Here is a 16,227-nt window from a genome sequence, read left to right as displayed (position 1 = left end):
CGGCCCGTCCGGGGCGGTGCGGTCACCGGCGGGTGCGCAGGACGTGGGCGCGGACGGCGTCGGTGACGCGTTCGACCTGGGCGTCGGTGAGCCGGTGGTGGACGGGCAGGGAGAGGTGGCGGCGGGCGGCGTCGCGGGCGTGCGGCAGGCCGGGGCCGGGGCGGGCGGCGGCGACGGGGGCGAAGGCGGTCTGCTCGGGGAGGGTCCTCGGGTAGTAGACGTGGGTGTCGACGCCCGCGGCGGCGAGGTGGTCGCGCAGGGCGTCCCGGTCGTCGGCGAGCAGGGTGTAGACGTAGTAGCAGCGGCCGTCGGTGCCGGGCGGCGGGGTGGTGAGGCCGGGCAGTCCCGTGAGGTGTTCGGTGTAGTGGGCGGCGATGCGGGCGCGGCGCTCCAGGCGGGCGTCGAGGCCGGCAAGCCGGTGCAGCTGGAAGGCGGCCTGGATCTCGTCGAAGCGGCTGTTGACGCCGATCCGGTGGTGGAGAAAGCGGTTGACCCCGTCCTGGCCGTGGTTGCGGAGCATGCGGACGGTGCGGCCGGTCTCCTCGTCGCGGGTGACGACGGCGCCGCCCTCGCCGGGCATGCCGAAGGACTTGACCTGGACGAAGGAGTAGAGCCCGGCGTCGCCCCAGAGTCCGGCGGGGGTGCCGTCGAGGACGGCGCCCTGGGCGACGGCGGAGTCCTCGACGAGCCGCAGGCCGTGGTCGGCGGCGAGGGCGGTGAAGCGGGGCATGTCGGCCATGACGGAGAACATGTGGGCCGGCATCAGGGCCTTGGTCCGTCCGGTGACGCGGGTCTCGGCGTCGGCCGGGTCGAGGGTGAGGGTGCGGGGGTCGATGTCGCCGAAGACGGGGACGGCGCCGGTGTGGAGGACGGCGGCGGCGAGCGGGGCGCAGCCGAAGGCGGGGACGACGACCTCGTCGCCGGCGCCGATGCCGAGGGCGGTGAGGATCAGCTGGAGGGCGGAGGTGCCGCTGGAGCAGGCGATGACGTCGGCGGCGCCGAGCCGCTCGCGCAGGGCGTCCTCGAAGCGGCGGGTGCGGTCGCCGAGGATGAACTTCTGGTCGGCGCCGGTGCCGATCTCGTACAGGAGCCGCAGCAGGGTGTCGCGGTCCTCGTGGAAGAGGTCGGGCGGGAAGAAGGGGACGCGGTCGCCGGGGTCGGCGGTCGGCTCGGTGGCCCGGTCGCCGGTGGTGGTCATGCGGGCACCTTCCCGGTGTGGAACGCGCGGACGGCCGCGCAGACCCGGTCCACCTCGGCCTCGGTGAGGTCGGCGTGGAGGGGCAGGGCGACGGCGGCGCGGGCGGCGGCCTCGGCGACGGGGAAGTCGCCCGGCCGGTGGCCGAGTCCGGCGAAGCAGGGCTGGAGGTGGAGCGGGCGCGGGTAGTACGTCTCGGTGCCGATGCCCTGGTCCTGGAGGTGGTGGACGAGCGCGTCGCGCCGTTCGGTCTCGATCAGGTAGACGTAGAAGACCTCGTCGGGGGCGCCGGTGACGGCGGGCAGCCGGGTGATGCCGGGTGTGTCGCGCAGGCCCGCGTCGTAGCGGCGGGCCAGTGCGGCGCGGTGGCGGATGTCGTCGTCGAGGACGGTGAGCTTGGCGAGCAGGACGGCGGCCTGGAGGTCGTCCATCTTGCTGTTGTGGCCGATGTGCACGGTCTCGTTGGAGATGCCGGGGAAGTGGGCGAGGGTGCGCCCGGTACGGCCGTGGTGGCGGAGGGCGGCCACGTGCTCGGCGAGCTCGGGGTCGTCGGTGAGGACGGCTCCGGCGTCGCCGAGCGCGCCGAGCGTCTTGCTGGGGAAGAAGGAGAGCACGCCGCCGCGTCCGTGCAGCCCGGCGTGGACGCCGTCCTGCCGCATGCCGATGCCTTCGGCGCTGTCCTCCAGGAGCGTGATGCCCCGGTCGGCGGCGTAGGCGGAGAGCGCCGCCATGTCGGCCATCCGGGAGAAGAGGTGCACGGGCATCAAGAACCGGGCGCCGTCCGCGTCCTCGTCCCGGATCGTGCCGGGGCTCATGGCGTACGTGTCCGGTTCGACGTCCGTGAAGACGGGCCGGCCGCCGGCCAGGACGACGGCGCTGGCGGTGGCGACGAAGGAGTACGTGGGGACGAGGACCCGGTCCCCTGGGCGCAGCCCGCACGCCTGGAGGAGGAGCACCAGGGCGTCGGTCCCGCTGTTCACGCCGATGACGTGGCGGGCGCCGGTGTACCGCGCGAGGGCGTCTTCCAGGAGGCCCACCCGACGGGAATGCGAGAACTTGCCGTCGGCGAAAATCTCGTCCACTCCGGCGCGCAGTTCCGGCCAGATCTTTTCGAACGTCTTCGCCTGGGAGAAAAAGGGAATACTGGATCGCGTCACGCGGAAACAATTCTTCTCGGCCGACGGGACGCCGGCGTCAACTGGGGCCGGAGAGAAGGCCCGAGAGGGATGAAGGGCCGGGTCGGTGCCCGCCCTGAAAGCCTGCCGAGCGAGCGTAACAGTACGAAGAACGGCGTCACGAATCCCCAAAGGAAATTCATACTTCTCGGTGATCATGTCTCCGATTTCCTTGACCGCTGTCGCACGCGGCGGCGAGATTCTTCGCTGCGTCCCGCCCGAATCACCGAATGGAACAACCGTATGAGGCAGCCCCTGATCATCGGACTGGGCCGGGCCGGCGCCGGGCTGCACCTGCGGGCCCTGCGCACCGCCCTGGCCCGCTCGCCCGGGCTCTGGCACGGTCCGGTCGTCGCCGTCGACCCCCGGCCCGGCGAGCGGGCCCCGGTCCCCGACGGCGTCACCGTCACGGCCACGCTCGACGAGGCGCGAGCCCTGCTGCCGCCCGAGCGCGCCGTGGTCCACGTCTGCACCCCGCCCGCCGCCCGGCTCTCCGTCCTCGCCGAGCTCGCCGCCGCCGGCTACCGCGACCTCGTCGTGGAGAAGCCGCTCGCCGCCGACGCCGCCGAACTGGCCGCCGTCACCGAGCTGGTGAGCCGGTACGCCCTGCGCGTCGCGGTGGTGGCGCACTGGCCCGCCTCCGGCCTCGCCGACCGGCTGCGCACCTCCCTCGCCTCGGGGGAGCGGGGCCGGCTGCTGCGCATCGACGTCGTCCAGCACAAGCCGCGCTTCACCCGCTCGCTGCGCCCCGACGACGGCCATCCCACGGCGTTCGACGTGGAGCTGCCGCACTCCCTGGGTCTGGTCCTGTCGCTCGCGGGCCCCGCCGAGACGACCGGCGCCCGGCTGACCGACCTGCGGATCGGGGAGACGGTACGCCCCGGCCTGGGCTCGGCGGTGCTCGACCTCCTCCACGCGAACGGGGTGCGCACCCGCATCCACTCCGACCTCACCGCCCCCGTCCGCGAGCGGCGGGTCTCCCTCACCTTCGAACGCGGCACGCTCGTCGGCCACTTCGCGCCGAGCGACGCCGACGACCACGTCCAGCTGGACGCCGACGGACGCCGCGAGGTGTTCCTCGACGACGCCCTGGCCTCCTTCCTGCACCGGACCTACACCCGTTTCGCCTCCGCCGAAGAGCCTTCCTGGGAGGCGGAGTTCGCCCTGCACGCCGACGTGGTCCGCATCCTCGACGCGGCCAAGCGACGCTGCGCGGCGGACACGGTCGCCGAGCACGACGAGGAGGCCCGCCGTGCCGTGGCCCGTTGACCTGACCGGCCGGATCACCGGCATCGGCGACGAGGCCGCCCCCGGCCTCGCCGAACAGATCGCCGTCGCCCGGGAGTTGGGCTGGTCCGCGCTGGAACTCCGCAGTCTCGACGGCACCGCCCTGGCCGACCTCCCCGCGAAGGCGGTACGGGAGGCGGCGGCGCGGCTGCACGCGGCGGGGCTCGGCGTGGTCTGCCTCGACTCCCGGATCGGCAACTGGGCCCGCCCGGTCACCGGCCCCTTCTCCGCCGACCTGGACGAGCTGGACCGGCTCGCCGAGCACGGCAGGGTGCTGGGCTGCCGCAGCCTGCGCGTCATGTCGTGGACCGACGGCGGGCTGCCCGAGGCGGAGTGGGCGGCCGAGGCGATCGACCGCATGCGCCGGCTCGCCCGCCGGGCGGAGCGGCTCGGCGTCGAACTGCTCCACGAGAACTGCGCGGGCTGGGCGGGCTCCGACGCCGACCGGACGCTCCGGCTCCTCGCCGAGGTGGACAGCCCGGCGCTGCGCGTCCTCTTCGACATCGGCAACGGCGTGCCGTACGGCTACGACGGCCACGCCCTCCTCGAACGGCTCCTGCCGCACGTCGCCCACGTCCACGTCAAGGACGCCCTGCCCGGCGCCCGCCCCGGCGAGGCCGCGTACACGCTGCCCGGCGAGGGCGTCGCCCGGGTCGCCGACTGCGTCCGTATCCTGGAGGACCACGGCTACCGGGGCGCGTACTCCCTCGAACCCCACCTGGCGGTGATCCCGCACGAGGGCCTCCACGCCGAGGGCACCGACACGACCGCCCCCTTCGTCCGGGCGGCCCGCCGTCTGGCCACCCTGCGGATCCCCGCGCCCGCGCGGCCCGCCCCGGGGGCCCCGTCACGGCCGATTCCCTCCCCCACCGCCCCCAACCAGCCGCACACACCACCCCCCATCGACACGGGCCTGCTGCTCCACCTCCTCCACACGCCCACCGCGGGCCCCCTGGAGACCGGCCCGGACGCGCCCCATCACCTGACGGCGGCCCTGCACGCGTACGCCACCGCGGCGGCCCGGATCGGCTTCGCGACGGTGCGTCTCGGCTCCCCGGCCCCCGAGGCGGTGCTGCGCGACGACACCCCGCGGCCGGTACGCCGCGCGGTCGCCGCCGACCCCGCGTTCCTGGAGCGCCAGCCGAGCCTCGTGCTGCGTCTCGGGCCCGAACTGCCCCGTGAGCGCACGGTGATGTTCAACGTGCACCTGGACACCGTCGCCGGCGGCGCGCCGCCGGTCTTCGACGGGTCCCGGTTCCACGGCCGGGGCGCGGTCGACGCGAAGGGCCCGGCGGTCGGGCTGCTCGCCGGGGTCGCGGCCGCCGTCGCGCGCCGACCGGCGATCGGGCGGGACGTCGCGGTCCTGGTGCAGGCGGTGGCGGGCGAGGAGGGCGGGGCGCTCGGCACCTTCGGAACCCGGCCGCTGGTGGAGGCGGGCCACGTGGGCCGGCTCAACGTGTTCTGCGAGCCGACCGGGCTGCGCCACCTGCCGCGCGCCACGGCCGCCGCCACCGCCCGTATCTCGGTCGAGGGCGAGGACGCCGTCGACGACCGGCCCGGCGCCGGGCACAACGCCACCGTCCTCCTCGGCTTCCTCGCCCAGCACCTCGCCGCCGCGCTCGGCCCGGCGCCCTCCGGCGGACCCTCGCCCACGGTCTGCGTGGCGGGCCTTCACACCGGCACCCTGCACAACAAGGTGCACGGCACCGGCAGTCTGCTGCTGAACCTCGCCTACGCGACCGCCGAGGCGGGCGCCGCCGCCGAGGGCGCGCTCGCCCGCGCCCTCGACGAGGGGCTGCGGGAGTTCACCGCCCGCTTCTCCGGCCTGCCCCTCTTCGCGCGGACGGCGGCCGACGCCGCCCGGATCACCCGCCTCGACTGGGAGAAGCGCGGCCTGCCCGCCCTCGGCCCCCAACCGGCCTGGGGCGAGGAGCTCTTGGCCCGAGCGGGCATCCCCCGGTGGCCCGACGACGAGCCCGCCTTCACCTGTGACGCGATCTGGCTGGACGGCACGGAGGCCGCCTTCACCACGGTGTTCGGCCCCGGCTCCCTGGACGCCAACGGGGCCCACGCGCCGGGCGAGTTCGTCGACCTCGCCGACCTGGAGACCTTCGCGGACCGTGTCGCCGCGCTGCTGACCGCCTTCGCCGACGACCTCCGGTACGGCCCGGACCACCGCGCCGTACCGGCACCTACCGAGAAAGCAGGAACCGCATGACGTCCACGCTGCCCGACGGCGCCGTACCCCGGAGCTCCGGCCCGGCACCGGGAGGGGGCCGCGAGGTGACGGTCGCGTACGAGACGCTGCTCGACGAGACCGCCGCCTGCTTCGTCCGCCTCGGCCTCCCCGAGGGCCGGGCCCGGCTCGCCGCCGAGGCGCTCTGCTACGGCGACCTGACCGGCATGGACTCGCACGGCGTGTTCAACCTGGCGCGCCTCTACGGGCCGCTGCTGCGCTCCGGCGGCGCCGACCCCGTCGCCGAACCGCTGGTCCTGCGCGATCTGGGGCCCTGCGTCGCCGTCGACCACCGGCGTGCGCTCGGCCTGTGGGCCGCGTCGGAGGCGATGGACCTCGCCGTGGAGCGCGCCGCCCGCTGCGGCATCGGCCTGGTGTCGGTGCGGGGCGCCACCCATTTCGGCTGCGCGGGCGTGCACGCCAAGCGGGCCGCCGACCGGGGCATGATCGGTGTCGTCGCCTCGAACTGCGGCGGCCAGCGCATCGCCCGCCCGCCGCTCGGCGCCGCCGCCCTCCTGGGGACCAATCCGCTGAGCGTGGCGGCACCCGCCCTCGAAGGCCGCCCGTTCGTCCTGGACATGAGCACCACCGTCGTCCCCACCGGCCGGATCCGCACGGCCGCCCGCGACGGCCGGGAGGCGCCCGAGGGCTGGCTCACCGACGACGCCGGACGGCCGGTGCGGGACGCCGCCGCCTACGACCGGGGCGAGGCCTGGCTGGGCTGGCTCGGCAGCACGCCCGCGACCGGCGCCTTCAAGGGCTTCGGCCTCGGCCTCGCCGTGGAACTCCTCGCGGCCGTGCTGCCCGGCGCCGCCACCGGCCCCTCCCCCGCCGCCCTGGAGGGCGACGGCAGGCCGGGTGGCGACGACGACGACATCGGCTTCCTCGTCCTCGCCATCGCCCCGAACGTGCTCCGCGACGGCTTCGAGGACGACGCCCGGGAGATGTTCGGCACGATCGTCGACTGCCCGCCGCTGCCCGGCCAGGGACCGGTGCGCTACCCGGGCCACCCCGAGGCCGAACGGGCCGAGCGGCGACGCGCCTCGGGCGTCCCGCTCTCCGCCGCGCTGCACGCCGAACTGACCGCCCTCGGCCTGCGCCTCCCGGCCATCCCGGAGGAGAACCGATGACGCCCCCCGCGGACCGCCCGCTCCGCCTGGGGATCGCCGGGCTCGGCGTGATCTCCCGCTTCTACGTGGCCGCCGCCGAGCGGATGCCCGAGTGGGAGGTCGCCGCGGTCTGCGACCTGCGCGAGGAGGCCCTGGCCCCGTTCCGGGGCCGGGTCGCCTGCCACACCGACCACCGGGAGCTGCTCGCCGCCGGCCCGCTGGACGCCCTGGTGGTCGCCGTGCCCAACCACGCGCACGCCGAGGTGTGCACAGACGCGCTGCGGGCCGGCGTCCCGGTCTGCGTGGAGAAGCCGCTCGCCCTCGACCCGGCGGACGGCCACCGTCTGGCCGCGCTCTCCAAGGAGTACGGCGTCCCGCTCCTCACCGCCTTCCACCGCCGCTACAACGACCGGGTCCTCGCGCTGCTCGACCGGCTGCCCGCACCGGACGCGCCGGTGCGGGTGGAGTCCGTACGGGTGCGGTACCTGGAGCGGATCGAGGAGCACATCGGCGCCGACACCTGGTACCTGGACCCGGCCCGCTGCGGCGGCGGCTGCGTCGCGGACAACGGCCCCAACGCCTTCGACCTCGTCCGCCTGTTGCTGGGCGAGACGCCGCTGGAGGTCGTCGCGGCGACGGTGACCCGGGACGGGGCCGGCACCGACCGGCAGGCCGTGGTCGAGCTGGCCGGTCCGGGCGGCCGCGGCCTGGTCGAGCTGGACTGGTCGTACCCCGGGGAGGTCAAGGACGTCGTCGTGCGGCTCAGCGACGGCACCGAGCTCTCCGCGGACATGCTGGGCGGCCGCCCGGGCTTCAAGGAGTCGCTGTGGCACGAGTACGAGGGCGTGCTGAGGGAGGTCGCCGGGCTCCGCGGCCTGCCCGACCCGTCCCGGGCCGTCGAGGGCGGCCTGGCCGCGCTCGGGCTGGTCGCCGACGTCTACGCCGTGGAGGCGGCCCGGTGACCGCGCCCCCCGTGGTGTCCGCCGCGTCCCTGGACGCGGGCCGGCACGAGAACGGCCCCAAGCGCGCGGTGTGCGGGACGCTGGTGAAGGTGCTGCTGCACGAGCGCACGGACCGGGGCATGACCCTGGAGCCGTTCGCGGCCCGCTGCGTCCGCCGAGGCGAGGTCCACGAGCTGCTGACGACCGACCGGTGGACGGACGCGCCGGGCGCGCGGGTGGACCGGGTCGGCTTCCTCGGCTTCGTGGAGCTGGAGGCCGGCGGGGTCGTCGACCGGGGCGACGCGGTGCTGATCGGCGGGGAGCCGGTGGGCACCGTGCTCGGCTTCGACGGCTGCCACCTGCCCAACCACTACAACATCGTGATCCACGCGCCCCGACTGCTCACCGGCCGGTCCCTGGCCCTCGAACCCGAGACGCCCGTGGTCTTCGCGCCGGCCGGCTGATCCGGGCGGGCGACAGGGAAACGGCCGGCCGGCACCCCCCGAGAGGGTGCCGGCCGGCCGCCGTCGGCACGTGGGGCTCAGCCGAGCAGCTCCACGTCGAGCTCACCGGTGTGGAATCGGCGCACCGCGTCGAGCAGCTCGTCCTCGGACAGCGAGCCGTTCTTGTTGGTGTCGATCTCCTGGAAGGCCTCGCGGCCCTCCTTCTCGCCGAGGCCGATCGCGCGGAGCCACGTGGCGAACTCGGCCGCGTCGATGGAGCCGTCGTCGTCCTTGTCGGCGAGGGCGACGATGCCCTTGACCACCGGGCCGAGGACCCGGTTGAAGGAAGCGGGGTCCGCCACGATCTCGTCGCCGACGGTGAGGAACTGCTCCTGGCTGACCGAGCCCGCGCCCTTGGCGATGTACTGGAACATGGCCTCGAAGCCGTTGCGCAGCTGGACGCCCTTCGGCGACGAGATGTCCGAGCCGAAGGCACTGGCGATCTTGGCGGCCTCGGTGTCGAAGTCCGCGGCCTCCAGCGTGCCGTTGCCGTCCGTGTCCCACTTCGCGAAGCGCTTCTCGAGACGGTCCTGAACGATGCTCATGAGTTTTCTCCTTCGTTATTCCATCGTGCCGGTCGGACGGATGTCCTCACGGCCTTCCTCGGTCCGGCCACACGCACATGGCCGGACCGGAGGTCTGTGGGGAGCGGGGCGGCGTCAGAGCCGCACCACGCGTCTGCCCTCCGCCGTCCCCCGGGTGTCCAGGACGGGGCAGTCCGCGCCGTCCCAGTCGGTGGACCGGTACTCGGCGTGCTCCTGGAGCAGCACCACCAAATCGCTGTCGGCGAGGGCCTGTTCGCGCGAGCGCTGCCGGGGGACGGTGACGCCGTCCACCTCGAAGCGTCCGACGTACGGGTCGTGGTAGGCGAGCCGGGCGCCGAGCGCGCCGAGCGCCCGGGCCACGGCGTAGGCGGGCGACTCCCTGGTGTCGGAGATGTCGGCCTTGTAGGCGACGCCGAGGAGGGTCACCCTGGCCCCGGCGGGGTCCTTCCCGGCCGCGAGGAGCAGGTCGCGGGCCCGGTCCGCGACGTGTTCCGGCATGGCGTCGAGGACCGCGCGGGCGGCGCCCAGGGTGTGGAAGGTGAAGCCCTGTTCGGCGGCGTGGGTCATCAGATAGCGGGGGTCGACGGGGATGCAGTGGCCGCCGACGCCGGGGCCCGGCCGGAAGGCCGAGTAGCCGAAGGGCTTGGTGTCGGCGCAGCGCAGCACGTCCCAGATGTCGATGCCGACCCGGTCGCAGTAGAGGGCGACCTCGTCGACCAGGGCGATGTTGACGTACCGGTAGCTGTTCTCCAGGAGCTTGGCCATCTCCGCCTCCCGCGTCCCGGCGGCGACGACGACCTCGTCGACGAGCCGCTCGTAGAAGGCGGTGGCGTGCTTGGCGCAGAGCTTGGTGCAGCCGCTGACGACCTTGGGCGTGGTGCGCAGGCTGTAGCGGCGGTTGCCCGGGTCGATGCGCTCGGGCGAGTACGCCAGGTGGAAGTCCTCGCCGACGCGCAGTCCGTGCGCTTCGAGGAGGGGCCGGACGATCTCCTCGGTGGTGCCCGGGTGGCTGGTGGACTCGACGCAGACGAGCACGCCGGGTTCCAGGTGGCGGGCGACCGTGCGGACGGCCGTCGTCAGCGGTAACAGGTCGGGCTCCCCGGTCGGGGTGAGTCCGGTGGGCACGCAGATGACGACGGTGTGGGCGCCGGCGAGGACGGCGGGGTCGGTCGTGGCCCGGAAGCCGGCGGCGCGCATCGCCTCGACGTCCTCGTCCGGGATGTCCTCGATGTGCGAGCGCCCCCGGTCGAGCCCCTCCACGACCTCGGCGTCGACGTCGAAGCCGACGGTCGCGAGGCCCGCTTCGCAGGCCCGGCGGGCCAGCGGAAGACCGACGTAGCCGAGACCGACCACGGCGACTTCTGTGAACATTCGTCCCCCCGTGATTCACTTCCCGAACAAGGAAGTTGAATCAAAGATTCCGTTTGCAGTAACAGGATTGCATGCAATTTCGGGCTGTTGCGCAATCAATGCACGAGTTCGCCCGCATGGGTGAAATCTCCTGCCTCCAGGTCGACGCGGACCGTCGCGCCGACCGGTGTGGCGCCGCCCAGGGCGTCCACGGCCCGGGCGGTGACGGTGCGCCGGCAGACCTTTCCGGTGGGCCGCAGCGGCATCCGGTCGAGCACCAGGAGGTACTCGGGGAACTTCCGGCGCTCCAGGCCCCGTGCCGCGAGGTGCGCGGTCACGGCGCCCAGGAGCGGCGCGGGCGCGCCGGGAGCCGGGCGTACGACGGCGCACAGCCGCTCGCCGAACTCCTCGTCGGGCACGGGCACGCAGACCGCCTCGGCGAGGCGGGGGTCGGTGCCCAGCTCCTGTTCCACCTCGGCCGGGCTGATCGTGTAACCGCCCCTGATCACCACGTTCTTGAGCCGGCCGAGGACCCGCAGCCGCCCCGCGCCGTCGAGTGCCCCGAGGTCGCCGGAGCGGACCCAGCCCGTCGCGGTGCGGTAGCGGGCGTCGAGTTCGGGCGCGTCCACGTAACACAGCGGTGTCATGGGCCCCTTGGCCTGGATCTCCCCCGGCTCGCCGACGGCCGCCGGCGTGCCGTCCGGCCGGACGATCCGGAGCGCGGCCACGGCGGGGTCGGGGGTGCCGGCGGTGTCCGCCGGGGTGACGGTGTGACAGTTGACCCCGTCGGAGGAGCCGTAGACGGTGACGACCGGCACACCGAAGCGTTCCCGGCAGGCGGTCGCGGTGGAGGCGGGGAGCGCGGCGCCGCTGGAGACGACCGCTCGCAGGCCCGAGGCGGATTCCCCCGGCAGGCGGGGCAGGTCCGCCATCCGCCGCAGCATCGTCGGCACCCCGAAGACGTGGGTGGGCCGGTGATCGACGACCGCCCGGAGCGCCTCGCGGGCGTCGAACCGCTCGCGCGTGATCAGGGTCGCCCCGAGCGCGGCGAGCGCCACCGGGACGCCGAGCGAGCCGTACGAGGAGGCCAGCGGGACGAGCACGAGGAAGCGGGGCGGCTCCGCCGGGAAGCCCGCGAGCGCCCGTACGTACGCGGCCCGGCCCCCGGCCAGCGCCTGATGGCTGTAGGCCACCAGCTTCGGCTCGGCCTCGGAACCGGAGGAGACCAGGAACCGCGCCGGCGCGCCGGCCCCGGCGGGGCGGTCCGCCGGCCGGAAGGCCGTACGCGGCACGGCACGGTCCAGGCCGTCGGCGCCGGAGGAGGTACGGAACACGGCGCGCGTCCAGGGGAGTTCGGCCGCCGCCTCGGCGTCCTCCGGTTCACTGAGGACGGCTCCGCCCGCCCGGGAGCGGGCAAGGAGCGAGCGGGTGTCGCGGACGCCGCCGCCGAGCGGATACGGCAGGGCGACCGCGCCGAGGGCGTAGACGGCGAGTTCGGCCGCCGCGGCGAGCCGCCCGTTGGGCAGCCGCACCGCGATCACGTCCCGGGCGCCGAGCCCCGCCTCCGCGAACAGGCCCGCGACGCGCAGCACTTCGGCGTACAGCTCGCCGTAGGTGAGGGTGCCCCGGTCGTCCACCACGGCCTCGCGGTCGGGGAAGGCGAGGGCGTTGTGCCGGAAGAGGGTGAAGAGGTCGGCGTCGGGGCACAGCCCCCGGGCCTCCCATGCCTCGCGGTCGGCGCGCGGCACCCGGTCGGGCAGCTCCAGGCCGTTGCGGGAACGCCAAGGGGTCTCCCGCACGGCGGTCGTCGCGGTCATCGGTGTTCTGCCTTCCGGGGTGGTTCGGGTGGGGCGTGGGGCGTGGGGCCTCGGAGCGGCGGGCGCGGGCCTCGCGTCAGCGCGTACGGGCGGGCGTGGGCGCCGGCGCGCCGGGGCTCGGGCGGCGGCGCCTCACCCGGAGGTCTCCTCGGTGAACGTCCAGGGCGCGGCCGGGCGGGCGTACGGGAGGTGTTCGTCCGGCGGGAGGACGGCGCGGGCGAAGGCCGGGTCGGCGGCGAGGCCGGCCAGGTCGGTGCGGACGGCGACCGACGGAAGTCCGGCCGTGCGGAGCTCGTCCAGCCAGGCCTCCGTCGTACGGCTCCGGAGCCGCTCCCCCACCGTGCCGGCTCCGTTCGCGCCGACGGCCCGGGCGAGTTCCGCGGGCCTGGAGCGTGCGCGGGCGCCCAGGTAGAGCAGTCCGTCGGCGGTGGGCAGCGGGTGGTCGAGCGGGGAGAGGGCGACCCGGCGGCCCGCCCGGGGCACCAGGGCCGCGGCGGAGAGCAGTGAGGAGTGGACGCGGGCGCCGCGGCCGGTCCGCTCGCGGGCGAGGAGGCCGGCGAGGACGGCCTGGGCGAGGACCAGGCCGCCGAGGACGTCGGTGACGGTCATCAGGGAGGGGGCCGGGGGCTCCGCCGAGGGGCGCAGGGCGGCGGCGAGGCCGCCGTGGACCTGGGCGAGGTAGTCGGTGCCGATCGGCGGGACGGGTCCGAGGGCGGTGCCGAATCCGGAGGCGGAGGCGTACACGAGGCGGGGGTGGCGGGCGTGCAGCGCGTCGGCGTCGAGGCCGAGGGAGCGGTCCTTGCCGGGGGCCCAGTTGTGGAGGAACACATCGGCGTCGGCGGCGAGTTCGCCGACGGTGTCCCGGCCCCGGCGGGTGGTGAGGTCGGCCTCGACGACGGCCTTGCCGTGGTTGAGCGCGGAGAACCGGACCGAGCAGCCGGCGGCGACCGGTGGCAGGTGGCGCAGGGGGTCGCCGCCGGGCGGTTCGACCCGTACGACCTCGGCGCCGAGCATCCGCAGGACGTGTCCGGCCATGGGGCCCTGGACGCGGCGGGCCGATTCGACGACCCGGACGCCGGCCAGCGGCAGGGCCTCTCCGGCGGGCGGGGTGGCGGTGGGGGGGCGGGGTGGTGCGGGTGGTGCGTGGGGGGCGGGTTCGAGGGTCCAGGGGGTGAGGTCCGGCGGGGGTGTCGTGGTCTCGCCGATCTCGGCGACGGACACGCCGTGCGCGGCACCGGCGTGGCGTAAGGCCTCCAGGGGCCGGGCCAGGACGGCGGCGCGGAGCTCCGGGGGGAGCGGACAGACCGCCGTCCCGAAGCGGGACTGGAAGGGGAGCCAGCCGCGGCCCGCCGTGCGCGGCGGAACGCCTAACCGGCTCCAGAATCCGGCCCAGGCCTCGGGGTCGAGCGTCTCGATCTCGACGCGGACGCCGTCGGCGGTGACGAGGGTGGCCAGTCCGGACGGGCCGCCGGGCGGCGCGGCGTCGTCGGGCGCGGTGGCGGCGGCGAGGTACTGGGTGACCGTGAGCAGCGCCCCCTGGGCGAGGGAGGTGCCGGTGCGCAGCGGCGGGCGGCCCTGGGCGCGGGCGAACAGAGCGGCCGTGACGCCCTGCGCGGCGAGCACGCCGGTGACGGCGGAGACGTACTCCGCGGTGAGGGGCGCGGGGGCGCCGGTGGCCCGGCCGTGCACGTGCATGAGGCCGCAGGCGGCCTGGGCGGCCCGCTCGTCGCCGGCGTCGATGCCGACGGGTCCGGCGCCGCCGACGGTCCAGGCGGGGCGGTCCCGGTCGTCACCCGGCAGACCGTCGAGGGTGCGGTCGAGCAGCGCCCCGGCCACGGCGCGGGCGGCATGGGCGGTGCCGGTGGTGTCGGCGGGCGCGGACGGGGCCCGGGTCCCGGCCTCCTCGGACAGGCTCACCTACGCCGACCGCCTTCCCCGTCCCGCAGCATGCGCCGACCTCTCCCACCTCGAAACGATCTTTACTTCCGGGTGAGAACAGCGGACGGACGGCGAGGGCACGGCCGCCGCCGCGGCTTCCGCCCGACGGGCGAGTGCTCGTACGGCCGTCCGGGATCACTCCCGGCCAACGCCGGGCGGGGGCCGGAGGTGGCGCCGGGTCCTGAGGTCCGCCGGGGGTCAGGCGCGGGCGACGGTCGACGAGAGGGCGTGCAGGCGGAGGGCCAGCTGTATCTCCAGGGCGCGGGAGGGCGCCTGCCAGTCGGGTCCGAGGAGCCGGCCCACCCGCTCCAGGCGCTGGGCCACGGTGTTCACGTGGACGTGGAGGTCGTCCTTGGTGCGGGCCGGGCTCATGCCGCTGGCGAAGTAGGCGTCGAGGGTGCGCACCAGGTCGGTGCCGCGCCGCCGGTCGTAGGCGACGACCTGGCCGATCGTCCGCTCCACGAAGCCGCCGATGTCCCGGCCGTCGGCGAGCAGCAGGCCGAGGAAACCGAGGTCCTCGGCGGCGGCGCCCTCGCCCGCGCGGTGCAGCAGTCCGAGGGCGTCGAGGCAGCGGCGGGCCTCCTGGTAGGCGCCCGCCACCCGGTCCGGGTGGTCGAGGAGGTCCCGGACCGGGGCGGAGGCGCCGACGGTGACGGGTTCGCGGAGGGTGCCGCCGAGGTGGCGGGCGGTCTGCCGGGCCAGTTCGGCGGCGCCCTCGCCGGGGCCCAGCGGCAGCAGGAGGACCGTACCGCCGTCCCGGGCGGAGGCGAGGCCGCCGCGGGTGGCGGCGAGGTGGGAGGCGGCGGACCACAGCCGCTGCCGGTCGGCGCTCTCGCGGCCGGGCCGTCCGGTGTCGTCGGCGGGCCCGGTGCGGTCGATGCGGGCGGCGAGGACCACGTGCGGGGCGTCGCTGTCGGTGCGGAGGCGGGCGGCGCGCTCGCGCAGCAGGCGGCGGTCGCGGTCGGGGGCGTCGAGGAGGTCGTCGAGCAGCTCGCCCCGTACCCGCAGTTCGGCCTCGCCGGCCGAGCGGCGGGCGAGCAGCAGCAGGGAGGTGACGAGCGCGGCCCGCTCCAGGGTGCGCAGGTCGACGGGGTCGAGGTCGGGGCGGCCGCGCAGGACGAGGGCGCCGAGGTGCTCGCCTCCGGCGGAGACGGCGGCGACCCAGTCGTCGCCCTCGCGGACCGCGTGTCCGCCGGAGCGGCGGGCGGCGCCGGCGGGGGTCTCGGTGAACTCGACGGTGCCGCCGAGGACCTCGGAGACGGCCTCGGCGACGTCGTGGACGCCGCCGCCGCGCAGCACCAGTTCGGAGAGGCGGTCGTGGACCTCGGAGGCCCGCTCGATGACGGCGCTGTGCTCGCGGATGATGTCGTTGGCCCGCTCCAGTTCGGCGAGGGCGGAGCGGGTCTCGGCCAGCAGGTTGGCCGTGTCGATGGCGACGGCCGCGTGGGCGGCGAAGGAGCCGAGGAGGGCGACCTGCTCGCGCTCGAAGACCCGGGCGCGGCGGTCGGCGGCGAAGAGCACCCCGATGACCTGGCTGCCGAGGCTGAGCGGCACGCCGAGGATGGCGACGAGGCCCTCGTCGCGGACGGCGGAGTCGATGGTGCGGGTGTGCTGGAAGCGGTCGTCGCCGAAGTAGTCGGCGGTGACGTAGGGGCGGGCGGTCTGGGCGACGAGGCCTCCGAGGCCTTCGCCCATGCCGAGGCGGACCTGCTGGAAGCGGGCGGAGACGGAGCCCTCGGTGACCCGCATGTAGGTGTCGCCCGCCACCGGGTCGTTGAGGCTCAGGTAGGAGACCTCGGTGCCGAGGAGGGCGCGGGCGCGCTGGACGATCGCGCGCAGCACGGCGTCGAGGTCACGGAGTCCCGCGAGGTCGTGGGCGGTGGCGAAGAGCGCGGAGAGCTCTGCCTCGCGCCGCCGCCGGCCCTCCAGGTCGGCGCGGACCCGCAGGGCGAGCTGCTTCGCCTCTTCGAGCCCGGCCAGCACCTCGGGCTCCGCGCCGCTCGCGCGGGCCAGGAGCACGGGCCGGTCGTATGCCTCCGTGGCGGCTCCCCGGGCGAGGAGTTCCAGGTAGGAGACGTGTTCGTGGGACATGGAGACAGGAATACCCGGCGGGAGTGGGGTCGCACCACCC

Annotated in this window: 12 protein-coding genes; 5 read left to right on the top strand and 7 right to left on the bottom strand. The window is 75.6% G+C overall.

Translation table 11 applies throughout. The features are described 5' to 3' along the window. Positions 1-22 precede the first annotated feature (22 nt). Entirely contained in the window at positions 23-1,198 is a 1,176-nt protein-coding gene (locus tag HHL19_RS28995; protein ID WP_169093328.1) for a DegT/DnrJ/EryC1/StrS family aminotransferase, read from the bottom strand. Continuing rightward, complete coding sequence (locus tag HHL19_RS28990) at positions 1,195-2,352, bottom strand: DegT/DnrJ/EryC1/StrS family aminotransferase (protein WP_346768540.1); 1,158 nt, start codon at positions 2,350-2,352, stop codon at positions 1,195-1,197. The genes HHL19_RS28995 and HHL19_RS28990 overlap by 4 nt, the downstream gene beginning before the upstream one ends. 261 nt (positions 2,353-2,613) lie before the next feature. Here HHL19_RS28990 and HHL19_RS28985 point away from each other — a divergent pair, with 261 nt between their 5' ends. The 5 genes from HHL19_RS28985 to HHL19_RS28960 are packed head-to-tail and all read left to right on the top strand — an operon-like array spanning position 2,614 to position 8,407. After that, entirely contained in the window at positions 2,614-3,639 is a 1,026-nt protein-coding gene (locus HHL19_RS28985) for a Gfo/Idh/MocA family oxidoreductase (RefSeq protein ID WP_169093326.1), read from the top strand. Then, positions 3,623-5,875, top strand: a complete 2,253-nt coding sequence (locus tag HHL19_RS37820) for a M20/M25/M40 family metallo-hydrolase (RefSeq protein ID WP_346768541.1) — start codon at positions 3,623-3,625, stop codon at positions 5,873-5,875. Before HHL19_RS28985 ends, HHL19_RS37820 begins: the two co-directional genes overlap by 17 nt. Further along, the gene (locus HHL19_RS28970; protein WP_169093325.1) at positions 5,872-7,023 is read left to right on the top strand and encodes an Ldh family oxidoreductase; all 1,152 of its coding nucleotides are present in this window, start codon (positions 5,872-5,874) and stop codon (positions 7,021-7,023) included. Before HHL19_RS37820 ends, HHL19_RS28970 begins: the two co-directional genes overlap by 4 nt. Beyond that, on the top strand, positions 7,020-7,964 hold the full coding sequence (locus tag HHL19_RS28965) for a Gfo/Idh/MocA family oxidoreductase (RefSeq protein ID WP_169093324.1): 945 nt from the start codon (positions 7,020-7,022) through the stop codon (positions 7,962-7,964). Before HHL19_RS28970 ends, HHL19_RS28965 begins: the two co-directional genes overlap by 4 nt. Beyond that, positions 7,961-8,407 (top strand): hypothetical protein, encoded by a 447-nt coding sequence (locus HHL19_RS28960; RefSeq protein ID WP_346768542.1) that lies wholly within the window; start codon positions 7,961-7,963, stop codon positions 8,405-8,407. The genes HHL19_RS28965 and HHL19_RS28960 overlap by 4 nt, the downstream gene beginning before the upstream one ends. A gap of 77 nt (positions 8,408-8,484) precedes the next feature. Here HHL19_RS28960 and HHL19_RS28955 read toward each other — a convergent pair whose 3' ends face one another. The 5 genes from HHL19_RS28955 to HHL19_RS28935 all read right to left on the bottom strand — a co-directional run bounded on the left by HHL19_RS28955 (position 8,485) and on the right by HHL19_RS28935 (position 16,187). Next, positions 8,485-8,991 carry an EF-hand domain-containing protein gene (locus tag HHL19_RS28955; RefSeq protein WP_169093323.1) on the bottom strand — a complete coding sequence of 169 codons (507 nt, stop codon included), beginning with the start codon at positions 8,989-8,991 and terminating at the stop codon, positions 8,485-8,487. Positions 8,992-9,105: 114 nt separating this feature from the next. Then, complete coding sequence (locus HHL19_RS28950; protein ID WP_169093322.1) at positions 9,106-10,362, bottom strand: nucleotide sugar dehydrogenase; 1,257 nt, start codon at positions 10,360-10,362, stop codon at positions 9,106-9,108. A 95-nt stretch (positions 10,363-10,457) separates the two neighbouring features. After that, complete coding sequence (locus tag HHL19_RS28945) at positions 10,458-12,158, bottom strand: class I adenylate-forming enzyme family protein (protein ID WP_169093321.1); 1,701 nt, start codon at positions 12,156-12,158, stop codon at positions 10,458-10,460. A gap of 132 nt (positions 12,159-12,290) precedes the next feature. Continuing rightward, complete coding sequence (locus HHL19_RS28940; protein WP_346768543.1) at positions 12,291-14,075, bottom strand: CoA transferase; 1,785 nt, start codon at positions 14,073-14,075, stop codon at positions 12,291-12,293. A gap of 219 nt (positions 14,076-14,294) precedes the next feature. Continuing rightward, positions 14,295-16,187 (bottom strand): GAF domain-containing protein, encoded by a 1,893-nt coding sequence (locus tag HHL19_RS28935; RefSeq protein WP_169093320.1) that lies wholly within the window; start codon positions 16,185-16,187, stop codon positions 14,295-14,297. Positions 16,188-16,227 lie beyond the last annotated feature (40 nt).

Origin of the sequence: Streptomyces sp. R302, from assembly GCF_012927245.1 — a bacterium.
In the GTDB taxonomy this organism is placed as follows: Bacteria; Actinomycetota; Actinomycetes; order Streptomycetales; family Streptomycetaceae; genus Streptomyces.
The sequence above is the reverse complement of the archived record's forward strand: the minus strand, read 5'-3'. Positions and strand labels throughout refer to the sequence as shown.